This is a genomic window from Aeromicrobium phragmitis, assembly GCF_003674095.1.
In the GTDB taxonomy this organism is placed as follows: Bacteria; Actinomycetota; Actinomycetes; order Propionibacteriales; family Nocardioidaceae; genus Aeromicrobium; species Aeromicrobium phragmitis.
The window spans coordinates 29,735-46,021 of sequence record NZ_RDBF01000004.1; the positions used below are offsets into that span (position 1 = coordinate 29,735).

The following is a 16,287-nucleotide window of genomic DNA, read 5'->3' on the forward strand; positions in this document are numbered from 1 at the left end:
AACCAGCGACCACGTTGCCCAGAACACTCGATAACGGATTCGTTACTTGTTTGTGAGATGTCGCTAATGAGGCTGTGTGACGCTCAGCACTACAGTCGGGCCACGAGGTCCCGACGGACATTGAGGAGTCCGCATGTCGAGCATGTTCAACTGGCAAGTCGTCCACGGGGGGAAGACACCACCACCGGGAGAGGCGGTCGGCCCCCGCGAACGCATGAGCTGGGGTCGTACGGTCGGCATCGGTGCGCAGCACGTCGTCGCGATGTTCGGTGCGACGTTCGTCTTCCCCGTCGTCATGGGTCTCGACCCGAACCTGGCGATCCTGTTCTCCGGCCTGTGCACGATCCTGTTCCTGGTCATCGTCAAGAACTGGGTGCCGAGCTACCTGGGCACGTCCGCCGCCTTCGTCGGCGCCGTGGCGGCCATCCGCGCTCAGGGCGGTGACTCGGCCGACGTCACCGGCGCCATCATGACCGCCGGCATCGTCCTCCTGCTGGTCGGTGTCGCGGTGCACTTCGCCGGCACCCGATTCTTGCGCGCCGTACTGCCACCGGCGGTCACCGGCGCCGTGGTCATGCTGATCGGCTTCAACCTGGCGCCCGTCGTCGCCGGCATCTACTGGCCGCAGGATCAGTGGGTCGGCCTCGCCACCGCGGTGTTCCTCGTCCTGGGAGCCGTGCTGTTCCCCGGCTTCTGGGCCCGCGTCGCGGTGTTCCTGAGCCTGCTGTTCGGCTTCGCGCTCTCGTGGATCCTGGACATGACGGCCGGCCCGGTCAACGCCATCGTCAACGGCGAGGAGGTCGTCCGCGACCGCGTCGACCTGTCCGGTGTCGGCGATGCCGCCTGGTTCGGTCTGCCGTCCGGCACCCTCGCCGACGGCGTCTCGGTCGTCCACGGGCCGAGCTTCTCGCTCACGTTCACGCTGCTCGTGCTGCCCGGCGTCATCGCGCTGATCGCCGAGAACACCGGCCACGTCCGCAGCATCGCCGACCTGACCGGCAAGGACCTCGACCCGTACATGGGCCGCGCGCTCGGTGCCGACGGCTTCGCCACGGCGCTCGCCAGCTCGTTCGGCGGTTCGCCCACCACGACGTACGCCGAGAACATCGGCGTCATGTCCGCGACCCGGATCTACTCGACGGCCGCGTACTACGTCGCCGCGATCTTCGCGATCATCCTGGGTCTGTGCCCCAAGTTCGGCGTCATCGTCAACGCGATCCCCGGCGGTGTGCTCGGCGGCGTGACGGTCGTGCTCTACGGCATGATCGGCCTGATCGGCGCGAAGATCTGGGTCGACAACAACGTCGACTTCACCAAGCCCGGCAACATCGTCCCGCTCGCGGTCGGCCTGATCATCGGTATCGGCGACGTCACGCTGCGGATCACGGACAACTTCGTGCTCAGCGGCATCGGCTTCGGCTCGGTCCTGCTGGTGATCCTGTACCACCTGGTCAACCGCGCGGACAAGACGACCAACTCCAACCCCGAGAAGACGGATCCGACGTTCACGTGAAACCCGCAGCCTTCACCTACCAACGACCGACGACCTTGACCCAGGCGCTCGCGGCGTACGCCGCGGCACCTGAGGCCAAGGTGCTCGCCGGGGGCCAGAGCCTGATCCCGCTGATGTCGATGCGCCTGACCAGCGTGCCGGAGCTCATCGACATCAACGGAATCGAGGAGCTGTCCCACATCCACGTCGAGCGAGGTCAGGGGGTGAGGTTCGGCGCCATCGTGCGCCACGCGCAGTTGCACGGGCACGCCGAGGCACGCGAGGTCCAGCCGCTGCTTCACGCAGCACTGAGCCATGTCGCGCACGCCACCATCCGCAACCGGGGGACCACGGTCGGTTCGATCGTCCACGCGGACGCCTCGGGCGAGATGCCGATGGTGCTGTCGCTGCTCGGCGGCACGCTCACCGTCGCGTCCGTCGAGGGCCGCCGGGAGATCACCGCCGAGGAGCTGTTCATCGGACCGCTGGAGACGAGCCTGCAGGCCGGGGAGATCGCCGTCGAGGCGTTCGTCCCCGCCCTGCCGGCCCGGCATGGCGTCGCCTTCGACGAGATCGCCCGGCGCCATGGCGACTACGCCCTGTGCGGTGTCGGCGCGATCGTCGGACTCGACCCCGACGGCGCCATCGAACACGTCCGCGCGGGTTACGTGTCGGTCAGCGAGACGCCGGCCGTCGTCGACCTGACCGGCTGCTTCCCCGACGGTCGGCTCACCGAGCAGGGCCTGAAGGACGCCGCCGACCTCGCGCTGACGCACCTCGAGCCCGAGGCCGACATCCACGCCACCACGGAGTACCGGGCGCAACTCGCCCGCACCCTGACCACCCGAGTCGTCGCCGCGGCCCACACCGACGCCGGCGCTCGCGCGAACGCGGAGGTGACCGCATGACCACCCCAGGAACGACCGCCGAGCACACCGAGACCATCCGTCTTCGGGTCAACGGCGTCACCCATGAGGTCGACGTCCCGCCGCGGCGGCTGCTGAGCGACGCGCTCCGGCACGACCTCGGCCTCACCGGCACGCACGTCGGCTGCGAGCACGGCGTCTGCGGCGCCTGCACGATCCTGGTCGACGGCCAGCCCACGCGGGCGTGCCTCATGTTCGCGATCGCCGCTCAGGAGTACGAGCTCACCACCGTCGAGGGGATGACCCGTCCCGACGGCACGCTCGGCCCCGTCCAGCAGGCGTTCAAGGACTGTCACGGCCTGCAGTGCGGCTTCTGCACCCCCGGCTTCATCACCACCATCGAGGCCGGACTCGAGGAGAACCCGGACCCGACGCCGGACGAGGCGCGGGACATGATCTCGGGCAACCTCTGCCGCTGCACGGGCTACCAGAACATCGTCAAGTCGGTGCTGCGGGCCGCCGAGCTCAAGCGCGAGATCCCGACCGGAGAGGGGGCGGGACAGTGACCACCAAGCTGATGGGCGAGCCGGTCGCCCGCGTCGAGGACGACCGTCTCGTCACCGGTAAGGGCCGCTACGCCGACGACATCATGCCGGGCGCGCTCGAGATGGCGGTGCTGCGCAGCCCCCACGCGCATGCCCGCATCCGCTCGATCGACGTCGACGCGGTCCTCGACGTCCCCGGCGTCCACGCGGTGTACACGTACGACGACCTCGAGGGGCCGATGGCCGAGCCCCTCCCGCTGCTGATCCCGCACCCCGCGCTGACCCACGGCCGCACCCAGTACGCGCTGGCCAAGGACGAGGTCAACTACGTCGGCGAGGCGATCGCCGTCGTCGTGGCCGACAACCGCTACCTCGCCGAGGACGCCGTCGGCCGGATCGAGGTCGAGTACGACTTCCTGCCGCCCGTCGTCGGCATCGACGCCGCCCGCGCCGCCGAGAACCTCGTGCACGAGGACGTGCCGGGCAACGTCGCCGCGGTCATGGAGCAGTCGTTCGGCGATGCCGAGGCCGCGATCGCCTCCGCCCCGCACCGGCTGAGCTTGGACCTCACCGTCGAGCGCAGCGCCTGCATGCCGATGGAGGGGCGCGGCACCGTCGCCCGCTGGGACGAGGACCTCAACCGCATGAGCGTGTGGACGTCCACCCAGACCTCCACCGGCGTCCGCGCCGCCGTCGCCACCAAGCTCGGCCTCGACCTCGGTCAGGTCGACGTCGTCACGCCCGACGTGGGCGGCGGGTTCGGCGTCAAGATCGTCCACCCGTGGCCCGAGGAACTGCTGGTTCCGATGGCCGCCAAGGCGCTGCGGCGACCGGTCAAGTTCACCGAGGACCGCCGCGAGCACTTCATCTCCTCGGCGCACGAGCGCGGCCAGCAGCAGCACATCGAGGTCGGCTTCGACGACGAGGGCCGCGTGCTCGGCATGTCGGTCAAGTTCTGGCATGACAACGGTGCCTACACGCCGTACGGCCTCATCGTCCCGATCATCACGTCGACCCAGCTGCTCGGCCCGTACAAGCTGCCGAACTACAGGGTCAGCTTCGAGAGCCTGTACACCAACACCGTCATCGTCACGCCCTACCGCGGCGCCGGACGACCCCAGGGCGTGTACGCGATGGAGCGGACGATGGACGCCATCGCCGCCGAACTCGGGATGGACCGCACCGAGGTGCGCGAGAACAACTTCATCCAGCCCGAGGACTTTCCGTACGCGCACGGCGAGCTGACGTTCCAGGACGGCCGCCCGCTCGTCTACGACTCGGGCAACTACCCCGAGATGATGCGCAAGGCCCGCGCTCTCGTGGACTGGCCGGCGTTCGAGAAGTTCCGCGACGAGGCGCGCAAAGAAGGCCGCAAGGTCGGCATCGGCATCGCCTGCTACGTCGAGGGCACGGGCGTCGGCCCCTACGAGGGCGGCCACGTGCACATCGAGACGAGCGGCAAGGTCAAGGTGTCCACGGGTCTGACCACCCAGGGCCAGGGGCACCAGACCGCGTTCGCGCAGATCGTCGCCGACGAGCTCGGCGTGCGGTTCGAGGACGTCGAGGTCGTCACCGGCGACACGCGGCGTTCGCCGTACTCGGTCGGGACGTTCGCCTCGCGCGCGGCCGTCATGAGCGGTTCGGCGATCGCGCTCGCTGCCCGCAACGCCCGTGCCAAGGCGCTCCGGCTCGCCGCCGATGCGCTCGAGGCGGACGTCGACGACCTCGAGATCGTCGACGGCATCGTGCGGGTCAAGGGCGCGCCGGACAGCCAGATCGCGCTCGGCACGCTCGCCGTGCTCTCCAACCCGCTGCGGTACGCCTTCGACGAGGCGTCGCGAGCGGCCACGCAGTTCGCCGTCGGGGATCCGAGCAAACCGCCGGTCGCCGAGGACGACGAGCCGGGCCTGGAGGGCAAGGACTACTACTCGCCGCCCCGGTCGACGTTCGCGAGCGGCATCCACGCCGTCATCGTCGAGACCGATCCGGAGACGGCCGAGATCCGCATCCTCAAGTACGCGGTCGTGCACGACTGCGGCACGCTCATCAACCCGCGCATCGTCGAGGGCCAGGTGCACGGCGGCGTGGCGCAGGGCGTGGGGGGTGCGCTGTACGAGCGCATGGCCTACGACGAGACCGGCCAGCTCCAGAACGCCTCGTTCATGGACTTCCTCATGCCGTACGTCACCGAGGTGCCCGAGACCATCGACATCGACCACCTGGAGACCCCGTCGCCGCTGAACCCGCTGGGGATCAAGGGCGCCGGGGAGGCGGGCGTCATCCCGTCGGCGGCGGTGTTCGCCGCGGCGATCGAGGACGCCGAGGGCTTCCCCATCACGGCCATGCCGATCTCCCCCTCCGAGCTGTACGCCCTGCGGCTCACCCACAGCACCACTTCCCACGAAAGGACGGCGTCATGAAGGTATCCGGAACCGCGCGGCTCGAAGCAGGAGTCGAGAAGGTCTGGGAGTCCCTGTTGTCGCCCGACGTGCTCGTGCAGACGATCCCCGGATGCGAGCGGCTCGAGGAGACCGGTGAGAACTCGTACTCCGCGGTGATCACCGCCGGTGTGGCGTCGATCAAGGGCACGTACAAGGGCGCGGTGCGCCTGTCGGATCTCAAGCCGCACGAGTCGCTGATGATGCACGCCGAGGGGTCGGGTGCGCCCGGCACCATCTCGGTCGACGTCGCCGTGCGCTTCGAGCCCAACCCCGACGGCACCACCCAGATCAGCTACGACGCCGATGCCGTTGTCGGTGGCATGATCGGCGGTGTCGGCCAGCGCATGCTCACCTCGGTCAGCAAGCGCATGGCGGCGGAGTTCTTCGGCTCGGTCAACAAGGTGCTGACCGGCCAGGCCCCCGCCGCTGCTCCTTCGGCCGCAGCCTCCGAGGAGACCGTCGCGGCCGCCGCTGCGGCAGGTGCCGCCACCGCGCCGCAGGGTGTCGTCACGACGCCGGTCGCGGCGCCGGGCGACTCCGAGTCCTTCCTCAAGGGCGTCGTGGTCGGTGCTGCCGTCGCGCTGCTCGGTGTGCTCGCCGGTGCCGTCGCGGCACGGCGCCGCTGAGCCGGGGCCCCGATGACGCAGCACGAGATCGGCCCCTACTCCACGGCCCGCGCCATGCGCGACGCCGTCCGCGCCAAGGAGATCTCCGCCCGCGAGCTCGTCCAACTGCACCTGGATCGGGTCGAGGAGACGAACGGCACCATCAACGCCGTCGTCAGCCTCGACCCGGACCGGGCGCTCGCCGAGGCCGCGCAGGCTGACGAGCGCCTCGCCCGTGGCGAGGACGTCGGCCCGTTGCACGGTCTGCCGTTCGCCTTCAAGGACACGCACGAGGTCGGCGGATGGCGCAGCACGTCGGGATCGCCGTTGCGGGCGGATCACGTGCCCGAGCGGGACGAACTCGTCGTCGAGCGCGTGCGCGCGGCCGGCGCGATCACCATCGGCAAGACCAACGTGCCGGAGTTCGCCGCCGGATCGCACACGTTCAATCCGATCTTCGGCACGACTGTGAACCCCTACGACCCCTCGCGTTCGGCCGGCGGGTCCAGCGGGGGAGCGGCGGCGGCGCTCGCCAGTGGCATGGTGCCGCTCGCCGACGGCAGCGACATGGGCGGTTCCCTGCGCAATCCGGCCTCGTTCTGCAACGTCGTCGGGTTGCGGCCCTCCTTCGGGCGGGTACCGCAGTGGCCCAACCCCAACGTGTGGGAGACCACCTCGGTGCAGGGCCCGATGGCGAGGAACGTCGAGGACCTCGCGCTGCTCCTCTCGGTGCAGGCCGGGCCGACGTCGCGGAACCCGGTCGGCCACGAGACGCCGGGCTCGGCGTTCGCCGAGGTCGACGACCTCTCCCTCGCCGGCCTGCGCATCGCGCTGTCGATCGACCTGAACGGCGCGTTCCAGGTCGACCATCAGGTGGCCGGCATCGTCGGCGCGCAGCGTGCCGTGTTCGAGGGTGCCGGCGCGACGGTGGTCGACGAGGCGCCGAATCTCGCGGAGGCTGAGGACACCTTCCGCACCTTGCGGGCGTGGCACTTCCAGGCCAGCTACGGAGCGATGCTCGCCGAGCACCCGGACGGCTTCAAGGCCTCGCTCGCGGACAACATCCGCGCCGGTGAGGGGCTGGCCGGGCACGACGTGGCGCGGGCCTACCGGCAGCGCACCGCGCTGGCCGAGCGAATGCGGCAGTTCTTCGAGCAGGTCGACGCCCTGGTGTTGCCGGTCAGCCAGGTGCCGCCGTTCAGCGCCGACCAGGAGTACCCGGCCGACATCAACGGCCAGCCGCAGGAGACCTACCTGGACTGGATGCGTTCGGCGTACTTCATCACGGTCACCGGGTGTCCCGCGCTCTCGGTGCCGGCCGGGTTCACCGCGGAGGGATGGCCGGTCGGCATCCAGATCGTCACGGCGCCGAACACCGAGCGGCGCCTCCTCGCCATCGGCCGCGCCGTCGAAGCGCTCACCCGCGCCGGCAACCGCCGCCCTGCCCTCTAACCCCGGATAGGTGGTCGAGTAGGCCCGAGGGACGAGGGCCGTATCGAGACCACGTTGCGTGAGAGGTCTCGATACGCGGCTCGTAGAACTCGCCACTACTCGACCACCTAAGCCGGGTGTGGGTGGTCGAGTAGGAGGTCGCTCAGCGACCGACATGGAGCCATCGCAGGAGGGGCGTAGCCGCGATGGAGCGAGACCCGCGTTGCGTGAGATGGTCTCGATTCGCGGCTGAGCCGGGTGTAGGTGGTCGAGTAGGCGGAGCTTGCGGAGCCGTATCGAGACCACGTTGCGTGAGTTGGTCTCGATACGCCGCTCGTTCCTCGCGGCTACTCGACCAGCTATGGGGCGGCGGGTCGTTCCTCGCGGCTACTCGACCGCCTGAGCGGGTGTAGGTGGTCGAGTAGGAGGTCGCTCAGCGACCGACATGGAGCCATCGCAGGAGGGGCGTAGCCGCGATGGAGCGAGACCCCTGCTCAGCATTCCTCAGCATGAAGTGACAACGAAGGGGCACTTCCTCGTCAGGAGTTGACGTGGAATCGCGCCTCCGGACGCGATGGAATGTGACGGCAACGACAACAGGAGGTCCGCAGGTGCCCAACGACAGCCAGATCAGGATCGGCATCGACACCGGAGGGACGTTCACCGACGTGGTGGCGTTCGACGAGGCGTCGGGAACGATGGTGACCACGAAGACGCCGTCGACGCCCAGCGATCCCGCCGAGGGCTTCCTGGCCGGCGTCGCCAAGGTGCTCGACATCCTCGGCGAGGACGGCAGCGCGTTGAGCGCCATCAGCCACGGCACGACCGTCGCCACCAACCAGCTCCTCGAGGGCAAGGTCGACCGGCTCGGCTTCATCACCAACGAGGGCTACGAGTCGGTCCTCGAGATCGCCCGCCAGTCCGTCCCCGACGGCTATGGCAACTCCTACTTCTGGGTCAAGCCCGACCGCATCGTGCCGCGCGAGCTCGTCAAGGGCGTCGCCGGACGCATCGACCACAACGGTGCCGAGATCCGGCCGTTCGACGAGGAGGGCGCCCGCAACGTCGCTCGCTGGTTCCGCGACCAGGGCATCACCACCCTCGGCATCTGCCTCCTGCACGCCTACGCCAACCCCGCGCACGAGGAGCGGCTCCGCGAGATCGTCGCCGAGGAGCACCCCGAGGCCGTCGTCTCGGTCTCCTCGGAGGTCCTGCGTGAGTACCGCGAGTACGAGCGCTCGATGACGACGCTCGTCGACGCCGCGGTCAAGCCCAAGCTCTCGCGCTACATCAACAACATCAAGCGCCGCCTCGACGAGTTCACGGCCGAGGAGGGCTCCGTCCCCTTCTACGTCATGAAGTCCAACGGCGGTGTGCTGAGCGCCGACGAGGTCGTGCACCAGCCCATCACCACCGTGCTCTCGGGCCCCGCGGCCGGTGCGCTCGGCGCCGCGCTGATCGGCAAGATCGCCGGCTTCGACCGCATCCTGACCTGCGACGGCGGTGGCACCTCGACCGACGTCTCGGTCGTCATCGACGGCGAGCCCACCCTCACCACCGAGGGCTCGGTCGGCGTCTACCCGAGCAAGATCCCGATGATCGACGTCGTCACGGTCGGTGCCGGCGGCGGTTCCATCGCGTGGCTGTCCGCCGAGGGCACCCTCAAGGTCGGCCCGCACTCGGCCGGCGCCGATCCCGGCCCGGTCTGCTACGCCAAGGGCGGCAACGACGTCACCATCACCGACGCGCACGTCGTGCTCGGCCGGATCCCTCCCCACCTGCTCGGTGGCGAGATCCCGCTCGACGTGGACGGTGCGCGCACGGCGCTCGAGGAGCTCTCGGGCAAGCTCGGCATGAGCCTGGAGGAGTGCGCCGCGGGCGTGCTCGAGATCTCCGCTTGGAACCAGGCCAATGCGCTGCGTCAGGTCACGGTCAAGCGCGGTCTCGACGTCCGCGACTTCGCCCTCACGACGTTCGGCGGTTCCGGCTCGCTGCTGCTGTGCCGCCTCATGGACATCCTCGACATCGGCACCGTCGTCGTCCCGCTCAACCCGGGCAACCTGTCGGCATTCGGCCTGCTCACCGTCGACGTCAAGAACGACTACGTGCAGACCCAGGTCAGCCTCCACGAGAAGCTCGACATCGCCGGCACCGGCCAGCTCTTCGACGAGCTCACCGAGCGCGCGGCCGCCGCGTTGGAGCTCGAAGGCTTCGCGCCCGAGGACCACCAGTTCGTCCGCACCGCCGACCTGCGCTACTTCGGTCAGGCGTTCGAGGTGCGCGTGTCGGTCGACGACGGCCCGTTCGACGAGGCGGCCGCCGAGGCCGTCGCGGAGCGCTTCCACGACGAGCACCGCGCGCTCTACGGCTACGACTTCCGCGGCAACGGCGAGCAGCAGGTCGAGTGGGTCAACCTCCGCGTCTCGGGACCCGAGGTCCGCTCCGAGCCGGTCCAGGAGAACCCCGAGGTCGTCGAGGCCTCGCGTCGGGCCGTCTGCTTCGAGCCGGCGACCGGCTACGTCGACACCCCGGTCTACTGGCGTCCCGACCTGGCGCCGGGCGCGCAGGTGACCGGCCCCGCGATCATCGAGGAGTTCGGCTCCACGGTGCCGCTCCACCCGGGCTTCGTCGCTCGCGTCGACGCCTACCGCAACATCATCGTGACCCGTGAAGGAGCCGATTCATGACGTCCCTCAGCACTGAGCAGAGCTCCGTGGACGCTGGTGCCACCACGTCGAGGCGTGCACCGACCCAGTTCCCGTTCGGCTCCCTCACCGCGGACGGCGGGGCCAGCGCGGACCCGGTCCTCGTCGAGATCGTCCAGGGCAGCCTCGCGGCCGTCGAGATGGAGGTCGAGACGGCGATCGCGCGCACCTCGCGCTCGCCGATGATCCGTGACGCCCACGACTTCCGCGCGGGCATCCACGACCGCAAGCTGCGCAAGCTCACCGGTCGCTCCTACAGCGCCCTCGTGCACCCGATCGCGCGGGACTTCCCGCTCGAGGAGATGGTGCCCGGTGACGTGTTCTTCCACAACGACGTCTACGAGTCCGAGGGCGGCATCGGCCACCTCCCGGACCTGTGCGTCACCGTCCCGGTGTTCCACCTGAACCCCGAGACCGGCAAGCAGGAGGTCGTCGCCTTCGTGCAGGCCTTCGGCCACCACGACGACATCGGCGGCGCCGTGCCGGGCTCGATGCCCAGCAACGCCACGTCGGTGTACGAGGAGGGCCTGGCCGTCCCGCCGATCAAGCTGTGGGACGCCGGTGTGCCGGTGCGTTCGGCACTGCGCATCATGACCCGCAACTCGCGGACGCCCGAGGCGCTCGCTGCCGACCTCGACGCCGAGTGCTCGGCCTGCCTCATGGGTGCGCAGCGCCTCGGCGAACTGTTCGACCGCTACGGCCGCGACGCCGTGGAGTCGGCCTTCGACGCGATCATCGACAACACCACGCGCACCTACCGTCGCGAGATCCTGTCGAAGATCCCCGTCGGCACGTGGGTGTGGGAGGACTACGCCGAGCACGACGGCGTGGAGGACCCCAAGCTGCACACGCAGCGCATCACGCTGACCCGCACGCCGGAGGACGATCCCGAGGGCGAGCGCCTCATCCTCGACTTCGCGGGGACGTCGCCGCAGGCCAAGGGACCGATCAACCACTGCGGTGACTACTCCGACGGCGTCTTCCTCAAGAAGTGGCTCGCGCCGATCCTGCGCAACCTGGCGGACACGCCCGAGCGCATGGCCGAGCTCGACGTCAACGAGGGCATCGTGCCGCTGATCGAGATGCGGTTCCCGCCCAAGGGCACGCTGCTGACGCCGGAGTTCCCGGCGCCGACGAACGCGCGCACCTTCGTCATCCTGCGTCTGCTCGGCGTGCTGGCCGGCGTCATCGCCAAGGCCGTCGACGGCCGGATGCCCGCCGACCAGGAGACCATCCGCTACACGGGCGTGTACGGCGAGGACATGGAGGGCCGTCCGTACCTCATGCGCGAGGTGCTCGGCGGCGGCGCCGGCGGCCGCTACTACGCCGACGGCGAGGACACGATCCACGTCGTCCCGGACTCGCGGAACCTGCCGACCGAGTTCACCGAGTCGCGCTTCCCGTTCATCGTGGAGAAGCTCGGCCTGGCCAAGGACTCCGGCGGTGCCGGCCAGTTCCGCGGCGGTCTCGGCTACGAGAAGCACATCCGCATGCTCAAGGACGCGAACTTCATGTCCATCGCGGACCGTTCGATCCTCGCGTGCTGGGGCGTCAAGGGCGGCAAGGCCGGTTCGCCGTTCCAGGTCGTCGTCAACCCGGGCACGCCCGAGGAGCGCGAGATCGACGCGCTCGCGGACGCCGAGCCGATCAAGGCCGGGGAGACCATCCGCATCCGCACCACCGGCGGTGGCGGCTGGGGCGACCCGCTCGACCGCGATCCCGAGATGGTCGTCCGCGACGTGCTCTGGGACAAGGTCTCGGAGCAGAAGGCGCTCGAGGACTACGGCGTCGTGCTCACCGGCAGCGTCGCGACGGACGACCTCGGCCACGACGCGGAGGCCACGAAGCGCGAGCGTGAGCGCATCCGGGCCGAGCGTGCTGAGGAGCCGTTCTTCGACCGCGGGCCGGGTTACGCCGCGCTCAGCGGTGGCAACTTCGCCGCCGAGGTCGACTGGGCGTGAGCTCGGTCGCCGAGGTGGCGGTCGTCGGGGGCCGCGGAAAGACGGGTCATGCCGTCGCCGCGGCCCTCGGCGCCCGCGGTGTCGTCGCGCGGCCGATCGGCCGGGCCGAGATGCCCGATCCGGTCGCCGCGCTGCAGGGCTGCGAGGCGATGTACCTCATGGCGCCGAACATGGCCGAGGACGAGCCGGCGCTCGTCACCTCGCTGCTCGACGCCGCACGCACCGCGGGCGTGAACCGGGTGGTCTATCACTCGGTCTCCGCCCCGTACGCGCCCGGGATGCCGCATCACGTCGGCAAGGCGGTGAGTGAGGACCTCGTCCGCCGCAGCGGCCTAAACTGGACGATCCTGCAGCCGTGCGCGTACGTGCAGAACTTCCTATCTGGCCTGCGCGCCGACGAGCCCGCCGTCGAGGCGGTGTACGACCTCGATCAGCCGTTCGGGCTGGTCGACCTCACCGACGTCGGCGAGGCCGCGGCGATCACCCTGCTCGACCCGTCGCACGTCGGCGCGACCTACGAACTCGGCGGACCCGCGCTGGTGTCGGTCCGGGATCTGGCGGCCGCCGCTGAGCGCGTGCTCGGGCGCCCCGTCCGCCTCGCGCAGATCGCCGCGAGCGACTGGGCCGCCGGTCCGGGGGCGAGCCTGGGCGAACGCGAGCGCTCGTGGCTGCTCGGCATGTTCGATTACTACGACAAGCACGGACTTCCGTGCGGTCCGCTGCCGCTGCGGGAGCTCCTCGGTCGCCCCGCCCACGACCTCGACACCACCCTCCGCGCCGAACTCAGCTGAACCGCGTGCCGGCTGCCGCTGGCCCCGCAGGACCGCTCAGCCACCGCGAGTGGTGCAATGTCGCGACCGAACGAGCGCGATCGTCGCGAATCTGCACCAGTCGCGAGGAAATGTGCACCACTCGGCGGCCGGACGAGCGCGCGAAAACGCCTCGGGTGGAGCTTCGGACTCCTAGGGTGTCGTCATGACGTGGGCCGGCAGCCGCGGACGCCGATGGCGCTATGCGGGGGGTGGGATCTTCGCCGTCCTCGTGGTGGCCTACTTTCTCGCGCCCACCACGCGGTCACCGAGCTGGATCCTCCTCGAACCACACGAGCTTGTGCCGCGGTGCTTGTCGTTCGAGGACCTCCAGCCGATGCCGGTCGAGGATCTCCCGACGACGATGCCCGTCGAGTGCGAGCCCATCGGCCAGGAGCTTCAGCTGCCCGATGGGCAAACGATCGAAGTCCGCGAAGGCTCGAGTGGATCGGACATCGGCGTTCCTGGTCCCTACCGCTACGTCGCGTGGAGCTCCCTCGGGATCTACGGCGTCGTCGTGTGCGCGTCGTCAGAGGCTCACGACCCGCAGCCGACGTGCTGGGGGACGAGCGAGGGCATCGACCTCTTCCTCAGCGCTGCACGAGAATTCCAGTGAACGACAAGGGACCGCGAGTGGTGCAATTCCGCGACCGAAGGAGCGCGATCGTCGCGATTCTGCACCACTCGCGAGGAAATGTGCACCACTCGGCGGCCAGACAAGAGCGCGCCCGCGCCCGGCTTACGCCGGTGCGATCTCGGCGATGAGGGCCTCGACCCGGCGGCGGATGTCGTCGCGAACGCCGCGCACGGTCTCAATCGGCTGGCCGGCGGGGTCGTCGAGCTCCCAGTCCTCGTACCGCTTGCCGGGGTAGTAGGGGCACGCGTCGCCGCAACCCATCGTGATGACGACGTCAGCCTCCTGCACGGACGCGTCGTCGAGCAGACGCGGTTGCGCCCCGGCGATGTCGATGCCCTCCTCGGCCATCGCAGCGACGGCGACCGGATTGAGCTGGTCACCGGGCATCGATCCGGCCGAGCGCACGTCCACCCGGTCGCCGGCGAGCGCGCTCAGGTATCCCGCGGCCATCTGGGAGCGGCCGGCGTTGTGGACGCAGACGAACAGCACGGTGGGACGGGTCATGAGACCTTCTCCTCGAATCGGGGACGGAGGGCGAGAGCGACGTACACGAGTGCCACCAACACCGGGACCTCGATGAGCGGGCCGACCACTCCGGCCAGAGCCTGTCCGGACGTGGCGCCGAACGTGCCGATGGCGACGGCGATCGCGAGCTCGAAGTTGTTGCCGGCGGCGGTGAACGCGACGGTGGCGGTACGGGCGTACCCGAGCCCCGCCAGCCGCGCGGCACCCCACGCGAGGGCGAACATGCCGAGGAAGTATCCGAGGAGCGGGAGCGCGATCCGGGCGACGTCCCACGGCGAGCGGGTGATCGCGTCGCCTTGCAGTGCGAACAGCAGCACGATCGTGACGAGCAGCCCCCAGAGCGCGAGCGGGCTGACCTTCGGGAGGAAGCGGTTCTCGTACCACTCCCGCCCGCGCCGGCGCTCCCCGAGAACACGGCTGGCGAACCCGGCCGCCAACGGCACCCCCAGGAACACGAGCACGCTCACGCTGATCGCACCCACGCTGAACTCCGCCGACGTGGTGGGCAGCCCGAGCCAGGCGGGGAGTACCTGCAGATAGAACCAGCCGAGCGCGGCGAAGGCGACGAGCTGGAACACGCTGTTGACCGCGACGAGCACCGCGGCGGCTTCACGGTCACCGCACGCGAGGTCGTTCCAGATCAGCACCATCGCGATGCACCGTGCGAGCCCCACGATGATGAGCCCGGTGCGGTACTCGGGGAGGTCGGGCAGGAGCAACCACGCCAGCGCGAACATCAGCGCCGGCCCGACGATCCAGTTCAGCGCGAGTGACAGCGCGATCATGCGCCGATCGCCCAGTACCACGCCGACGCGGTCGTAACGGACCTTCGCGAGGACGGGATACATCATCACCAGCAGGCCGATGGCGATCGGCAGGCTCACCGACCCGATCTCCACGGCGCTGAGCGCGTCGTCCAGTCCGGGGACGGTGCGCCCCAGCAGCAGCCCGAGCACCATCGCCGCCGCGATCCAGACGGGCAGGTAGCGGTCGACCGTGCCGAGCCGCGCCGTGACCGCCTCGGCGTTCGGTGCGCTCATGCGGGCTTGACCGCGCGGATGATGGCGCCGTGCATCTGCGGCACCGCTTCGTGCGTGAACTTGACCTCCACGTCAGCAAAGCCTACGGCCGCGAGCCCGTCCAGGTACTCGGCGCGACTGAGTGCTCCCGCGATGCACCCCGCGTACGAGCCGCGAGCGGCCCGGTCGTCGGGGCTCAGGTGGTCCTCGGCCACGACGTCGGAGATGCCGATCCGGCCGCCGGGAACCAGGACGCGGTACATCTCGCGCAGCACCGCCGGCTTGTCCGTCGAGAGGTTGACGACGCAGTTGGAGATGACGACGTCGACGGAGGCGTCGGGCAGAGGGACGTCTTCGATCGAACCCTTGAGGAACTCGACGTTCGTCGCCCCGGCCTTGTCCGCGTTCGCGCGGGCGAGGTCGAGCATCTCGTCGGTCATGTCGACGCCGTAGGCGAATCCCGTGGGTCCGACGCGCCGGGCCGACAACAGGACATCGATGCCGCCGCCGGAGCCGAGGTCGAGGACTCGCTCGCCCGGATTGAGAGCCGCGACGGCGTTGGGGTTGCCGCAGCCGAGGCTCGCGGCGACCGCCTCGGCGGGCAGTCCGTCGGCCTCGTCCGCCGAGTAGAGGCCCGCTCCGAAGCGCACGTCGACCTCGACGCCGCTGCCGTCACAGCAACCGGAGTCGTCGGCCACCTCCAGCACTTGCTCGTTCGGGGCGCCGCCGGCGACCTGCACCGCCGCCGCTGCGTACCGCTGCCGCACGAGCTCCTTGACGTCGTTCGCGTTCATGACGAGTCTCCTCTGATCGACGATGTTCGATACATTGACTATTGTCGATGGATCGACGTCTGTCAATATCCGTGGCACGATGGAGGACATGAACGCCTCCTTGCCGCTCCTCGACGACTCCCCCGCAGCGTGCTGCGCTCCGGTGCTCGCGCCCTCGCTGACCGAGGAGGAGGCGCTGCGCCTGGCGGCGATGTTCAAGGCGCTGGGTGACCCGAACCGGGTTCGCCTGCTCTCCCTGATCACCGCGGCCGAGGGCCATGAGGCCTGCATCTGCGATCTGACTGAACCCGTCGGCCTCAGCCAGCCCACCGTCTCGCACCACATGAAGAAGCTCGTCGACGCGGGCCTCGTCGAGCGCGAACAACGCGGGCGGTGGGCGTACTACCGGGTCGTTCCCGGCGCCCTCGACCACCTCGCCGAGGCCCTGGTCGCGCGCTGAGGCCGAGCTTCGCCGAGC

14 protein-coding genes are annotated in these 16,287 nt (G+C 69.8%); 11 read left to right on the forward strand and 3 right to left on the reverse strand.

Annotation, left to right across the window (positions count from 1 at the left end; genetic code table 11):
- Positions 1–133: 133 nt before the first annotated feature.
- The 10 genes from D9V41_RS06635 to D9V41_RS06680 all read left to right on the forward strand — a co-directional run bounded on the left by D9V41_RS06635 (position 134) and on the right by D9V41_RS06680 (position 13,471).
- Positions 134–1,513 (forward strand): uracil-xanthine permease family protein, encoded by a 1,380-nt coding sequence (locus tag D9V41_RS06635; protein WP_208006772.1) that lies wholly within the window; start codon positions 134–136, stop codon positions 1,511–1,513.
- The gene (locus D9V41_RS06640; protein ID WP_121793775.1) at positions 1,510–2,400 is read left to right on the forward strand and encodes an FAD binding domain-containing protein; all 891 of its coding nucleotides are present in this window, start codon (positions 1,510–1,512) and stop codon (positions 2,398–2,400) included. Before D9V41_RS06635 ends, D9V41_RS06640 begins: the two co-directional genes overlap by 4 nt.
- Positions 2,397–2,924 carry a (2Fe-2S)-binding protein gene (locus tag D9V41_RS06645; protein WP_121793776.1) on the forward strand — a complete coding sequence of 176 codons (528 nt, stop codon included), beginning with the start codon at positions 2,397–2,399 and terminating at the stop codon, positions 2,922–2,924. Before D9V41_RS06640 ends, D9V41_RS06645 begins: the two co-directional genes overlap by 4 nt.
- Positions 2,921–5,323: an aerobic carbon-monoxide dehydrogenase large subunit gene (gene cutA, locus D9V41_RS06650; protein WP_121793777.1), complete on the forward strand. Its 2,403-nt coding sequence runs from the start codon at positions 2,921–2,923 to the stop codon at positions 5,321–5,323. The genes D9V41_RS06645 and cutA overlap by 4 nt, the downstream gene beginning before the upstream one ends.
- Positions 5,320–5,970, forward strand: coding sequence for an SRPBCC family protein (locus tag D9V41_RS06655; RefSeq protein WP_121793778.1), 651 nt, complete (start codon positions 5,320–5,322; stop codon positions 5,968–5,970). The genes cutA and D9V41_RS06655 overlap by 4 nt, the downstream gene beginning before the upstream one ends.
- A 12-nt stretch (positions 5,971–5,982) precedes the next feature.
- Positions 5,983–7,401 (forward strand): amidase, encoded by a 1,419-nt coding sequence (locus D9V41_RS06660; RefSeq protein WP_121793779.1) that lies wholly within the window; start codon positions 5,983–5,985, stop codon positions 7,399–7,401.
- Between the two features lie 590 nt (positions 7,402–7,991).
- Complete coding sequence (locus D9V41_RS06665) at positions 7,992–10,067, forward strand: hydantoinase/oxoprolinase family protein (protein ID WP_243697179.1); 2,076 nt, start codon at positions 7,992–7,994, stop codon at positions 10,065–10,067.
- Positions 10,064–12,046, forward strand: a complete 1,983-nt coding sequence (locus tag D9V41_RS06670; protein WP_121793781.1) for a hydantoinase B/oxoprolinase family protein — start codon at positions 10,064–10,066, stop codon at positions 12,044–12,046. Before D9V41_RS06665 ends, D9V41_RS06670 begins: the two co-directional genes overlap by 4 nt.
- Positions 12,043–12,837: an NmrA family NAD(P)-binding protein gene (locus D9V41_RS06675; RefSeq protein ID WP_208006773.1), complete on the forward strand. Its 795-nt coding sequence runs from the start codon at positions 12,043–12,045 to the stop codon at positions 12,835–12,837. The genes D9V41_RS06670 and D9V41_RS06675 overlap by 4 nt, the downstream gene beginning before the upstream one ends.
- Before the next feature lie 184 nt (positions 12,838–13,021).
- Positions 13,022–13,471: a hypothetical protein gene (locus D9V41_RS06680; RefSeq protein ID WP_121793783.1), complete on the forward strand. Its 450-nt coding sequence runs from the start codon at positions 13,022–13,024 to the stop codon at positions 13,469–13,471.
- Positions 13,472–13,594: 123 nt separating this feature from the next.
- Here the strand turns inward: D9V41_RS06680 and D9V41_RS06685 are convergent, their stop codons facing one another.
- The 3 genes from D9V41_RS06685 to arsM are packed head-to-tail and all read right to left on the reverse strand — an operon-like array spanning position 13,595 to position 15,830.
- Positions 13,595–13,996, reverse strand: a complete 402-nt coding sequence (locus D9V41_RS06685; RefSeq protein ID WP_121793784.1) for an arsenate reductase ArsC — start codon at positions 13,994–13,996, stop codon at positions 13,595–13,597.
- Positions 13,993–15,057: an ACR3 family arsenite efflux transporter gene (gene arsB, locus D9V41_RS06690; protein ID WP_121793785.1), complete on the reverse strand. Its 1,065-nt coding sequence runs from the start codon at positions 15,055–15,057 to the stop codon at positions 13,993–13,995. The genes D9V41_RS06685 and arsB overlap by 4 nt, the downstream gene beginning before the upstream one ends.
- On the reverse strand, positions 15,054–15,830 hold the full coding sequence (gene arsM, locus D9V41_RS06695) for an arsenite methyltransferase (RefSeq protein ID WP_121793786.1): 777 nt from the start codon (positions 15,828–15,830) through the stop codon (positions 15,054–15,056). The genes arsB and arsM overlap by 4 nt, the downstream gene beginning before the upstream one ends.
- A gap of 88 nt (positions 15,831–15,918) precedes the next feature.
- On the opposite strand from arsM, the gene D9V41_RS06700 reads away from it, so the two are divergent.
- The gene (locus D9V41_RS06700; RefSeq protein ID WP_121794008.1) at positions 15,919–16,269 is read left to right on the forward strand and encodes an ArsR/SmtB family transcription factor; all 351 of its coding nucleotides are present in this window, start codon (positions 15,919–15,921) and stop codon (positions 16,267–16,269) included.
- The last annotated feature ends 18 nt before the right edge of the window (positions 16,270–16,287 follow it).

Excerpts from the sequence above, each read along its gene's own strand:
- D9V41_RS06655 (WP_121793778.1), top strand. The coding sequence starts at position 5,320 with ATGAAGGTATCCGGAACCGCGCGGCTCGAAGCAGGAGTCGAGAAGGTC.
- D9V41_RS06645 (WP_121793776.1), top strand. The coding sequence starts at position 2,397 with ATGACCACCCCAGGAACGACCGCCGAGCACACCGAGACCATCCGTCTT.
- arsM (WP_121793786.1), bottom strand. The coding sequence starts at position 15,830 with ATGAACGCGAACGACGTCAAGGAGCTCGTGCGGCAGCGGTACGCAGCG.
- D9V41_RS06660 (WP_121793779.1), top strand. The coding sequence starts at position 5,983 with ATGACGCAGCACGAGATCGGCCCCTACTCCACGGCCCGCGCCATGCGC.
- D9V41_RS06685 (WP_121793784.1), bottom strand. The coding sequence starts at position 13,996 with ATGACCCGTCCCACCGTGCTGTTCGTCTGCGTCCACAACGCCGGCCGC.
- D9V41_RS06635 (WP_208006772.1), top strand. The coding sequence starts at position 134 with ATGTCGAGCATGTTCAACTGGCAAGTCGTCCACGGGGGGAAGACACCA.
- D9V41_RS06670 (WP_121793781.1), top strand. The coding sequence starts at position 10,064 with ATGACGTCCCTCAGCACTGAGCAGAGCTCCGTGGACGCTGGTGCCACC.
- arsB (WP_121793785.1), bottom strand. The coding sequence starts at position 15,057 with ATGAGCGCACCGAACGCCGAGGCGGTCACGGCGCGGCTCGGCACGGTC.
- D9V41_RS06680 (WP_121793783.1), top strand. The coding sequence starts at position 13,022 with ATGACGTGGGCCGGCAGCCGCGGACGCCGATGGCGCTATGCGGGGGGT.
- D9V41_RS06700 (WP_121794008.1), top strand. The coding sequence starts at position 15,919 with ATGAACGCCTCCTTGCCGCTCCTCGACGACTCCCCCGCAGCGTGCTGC.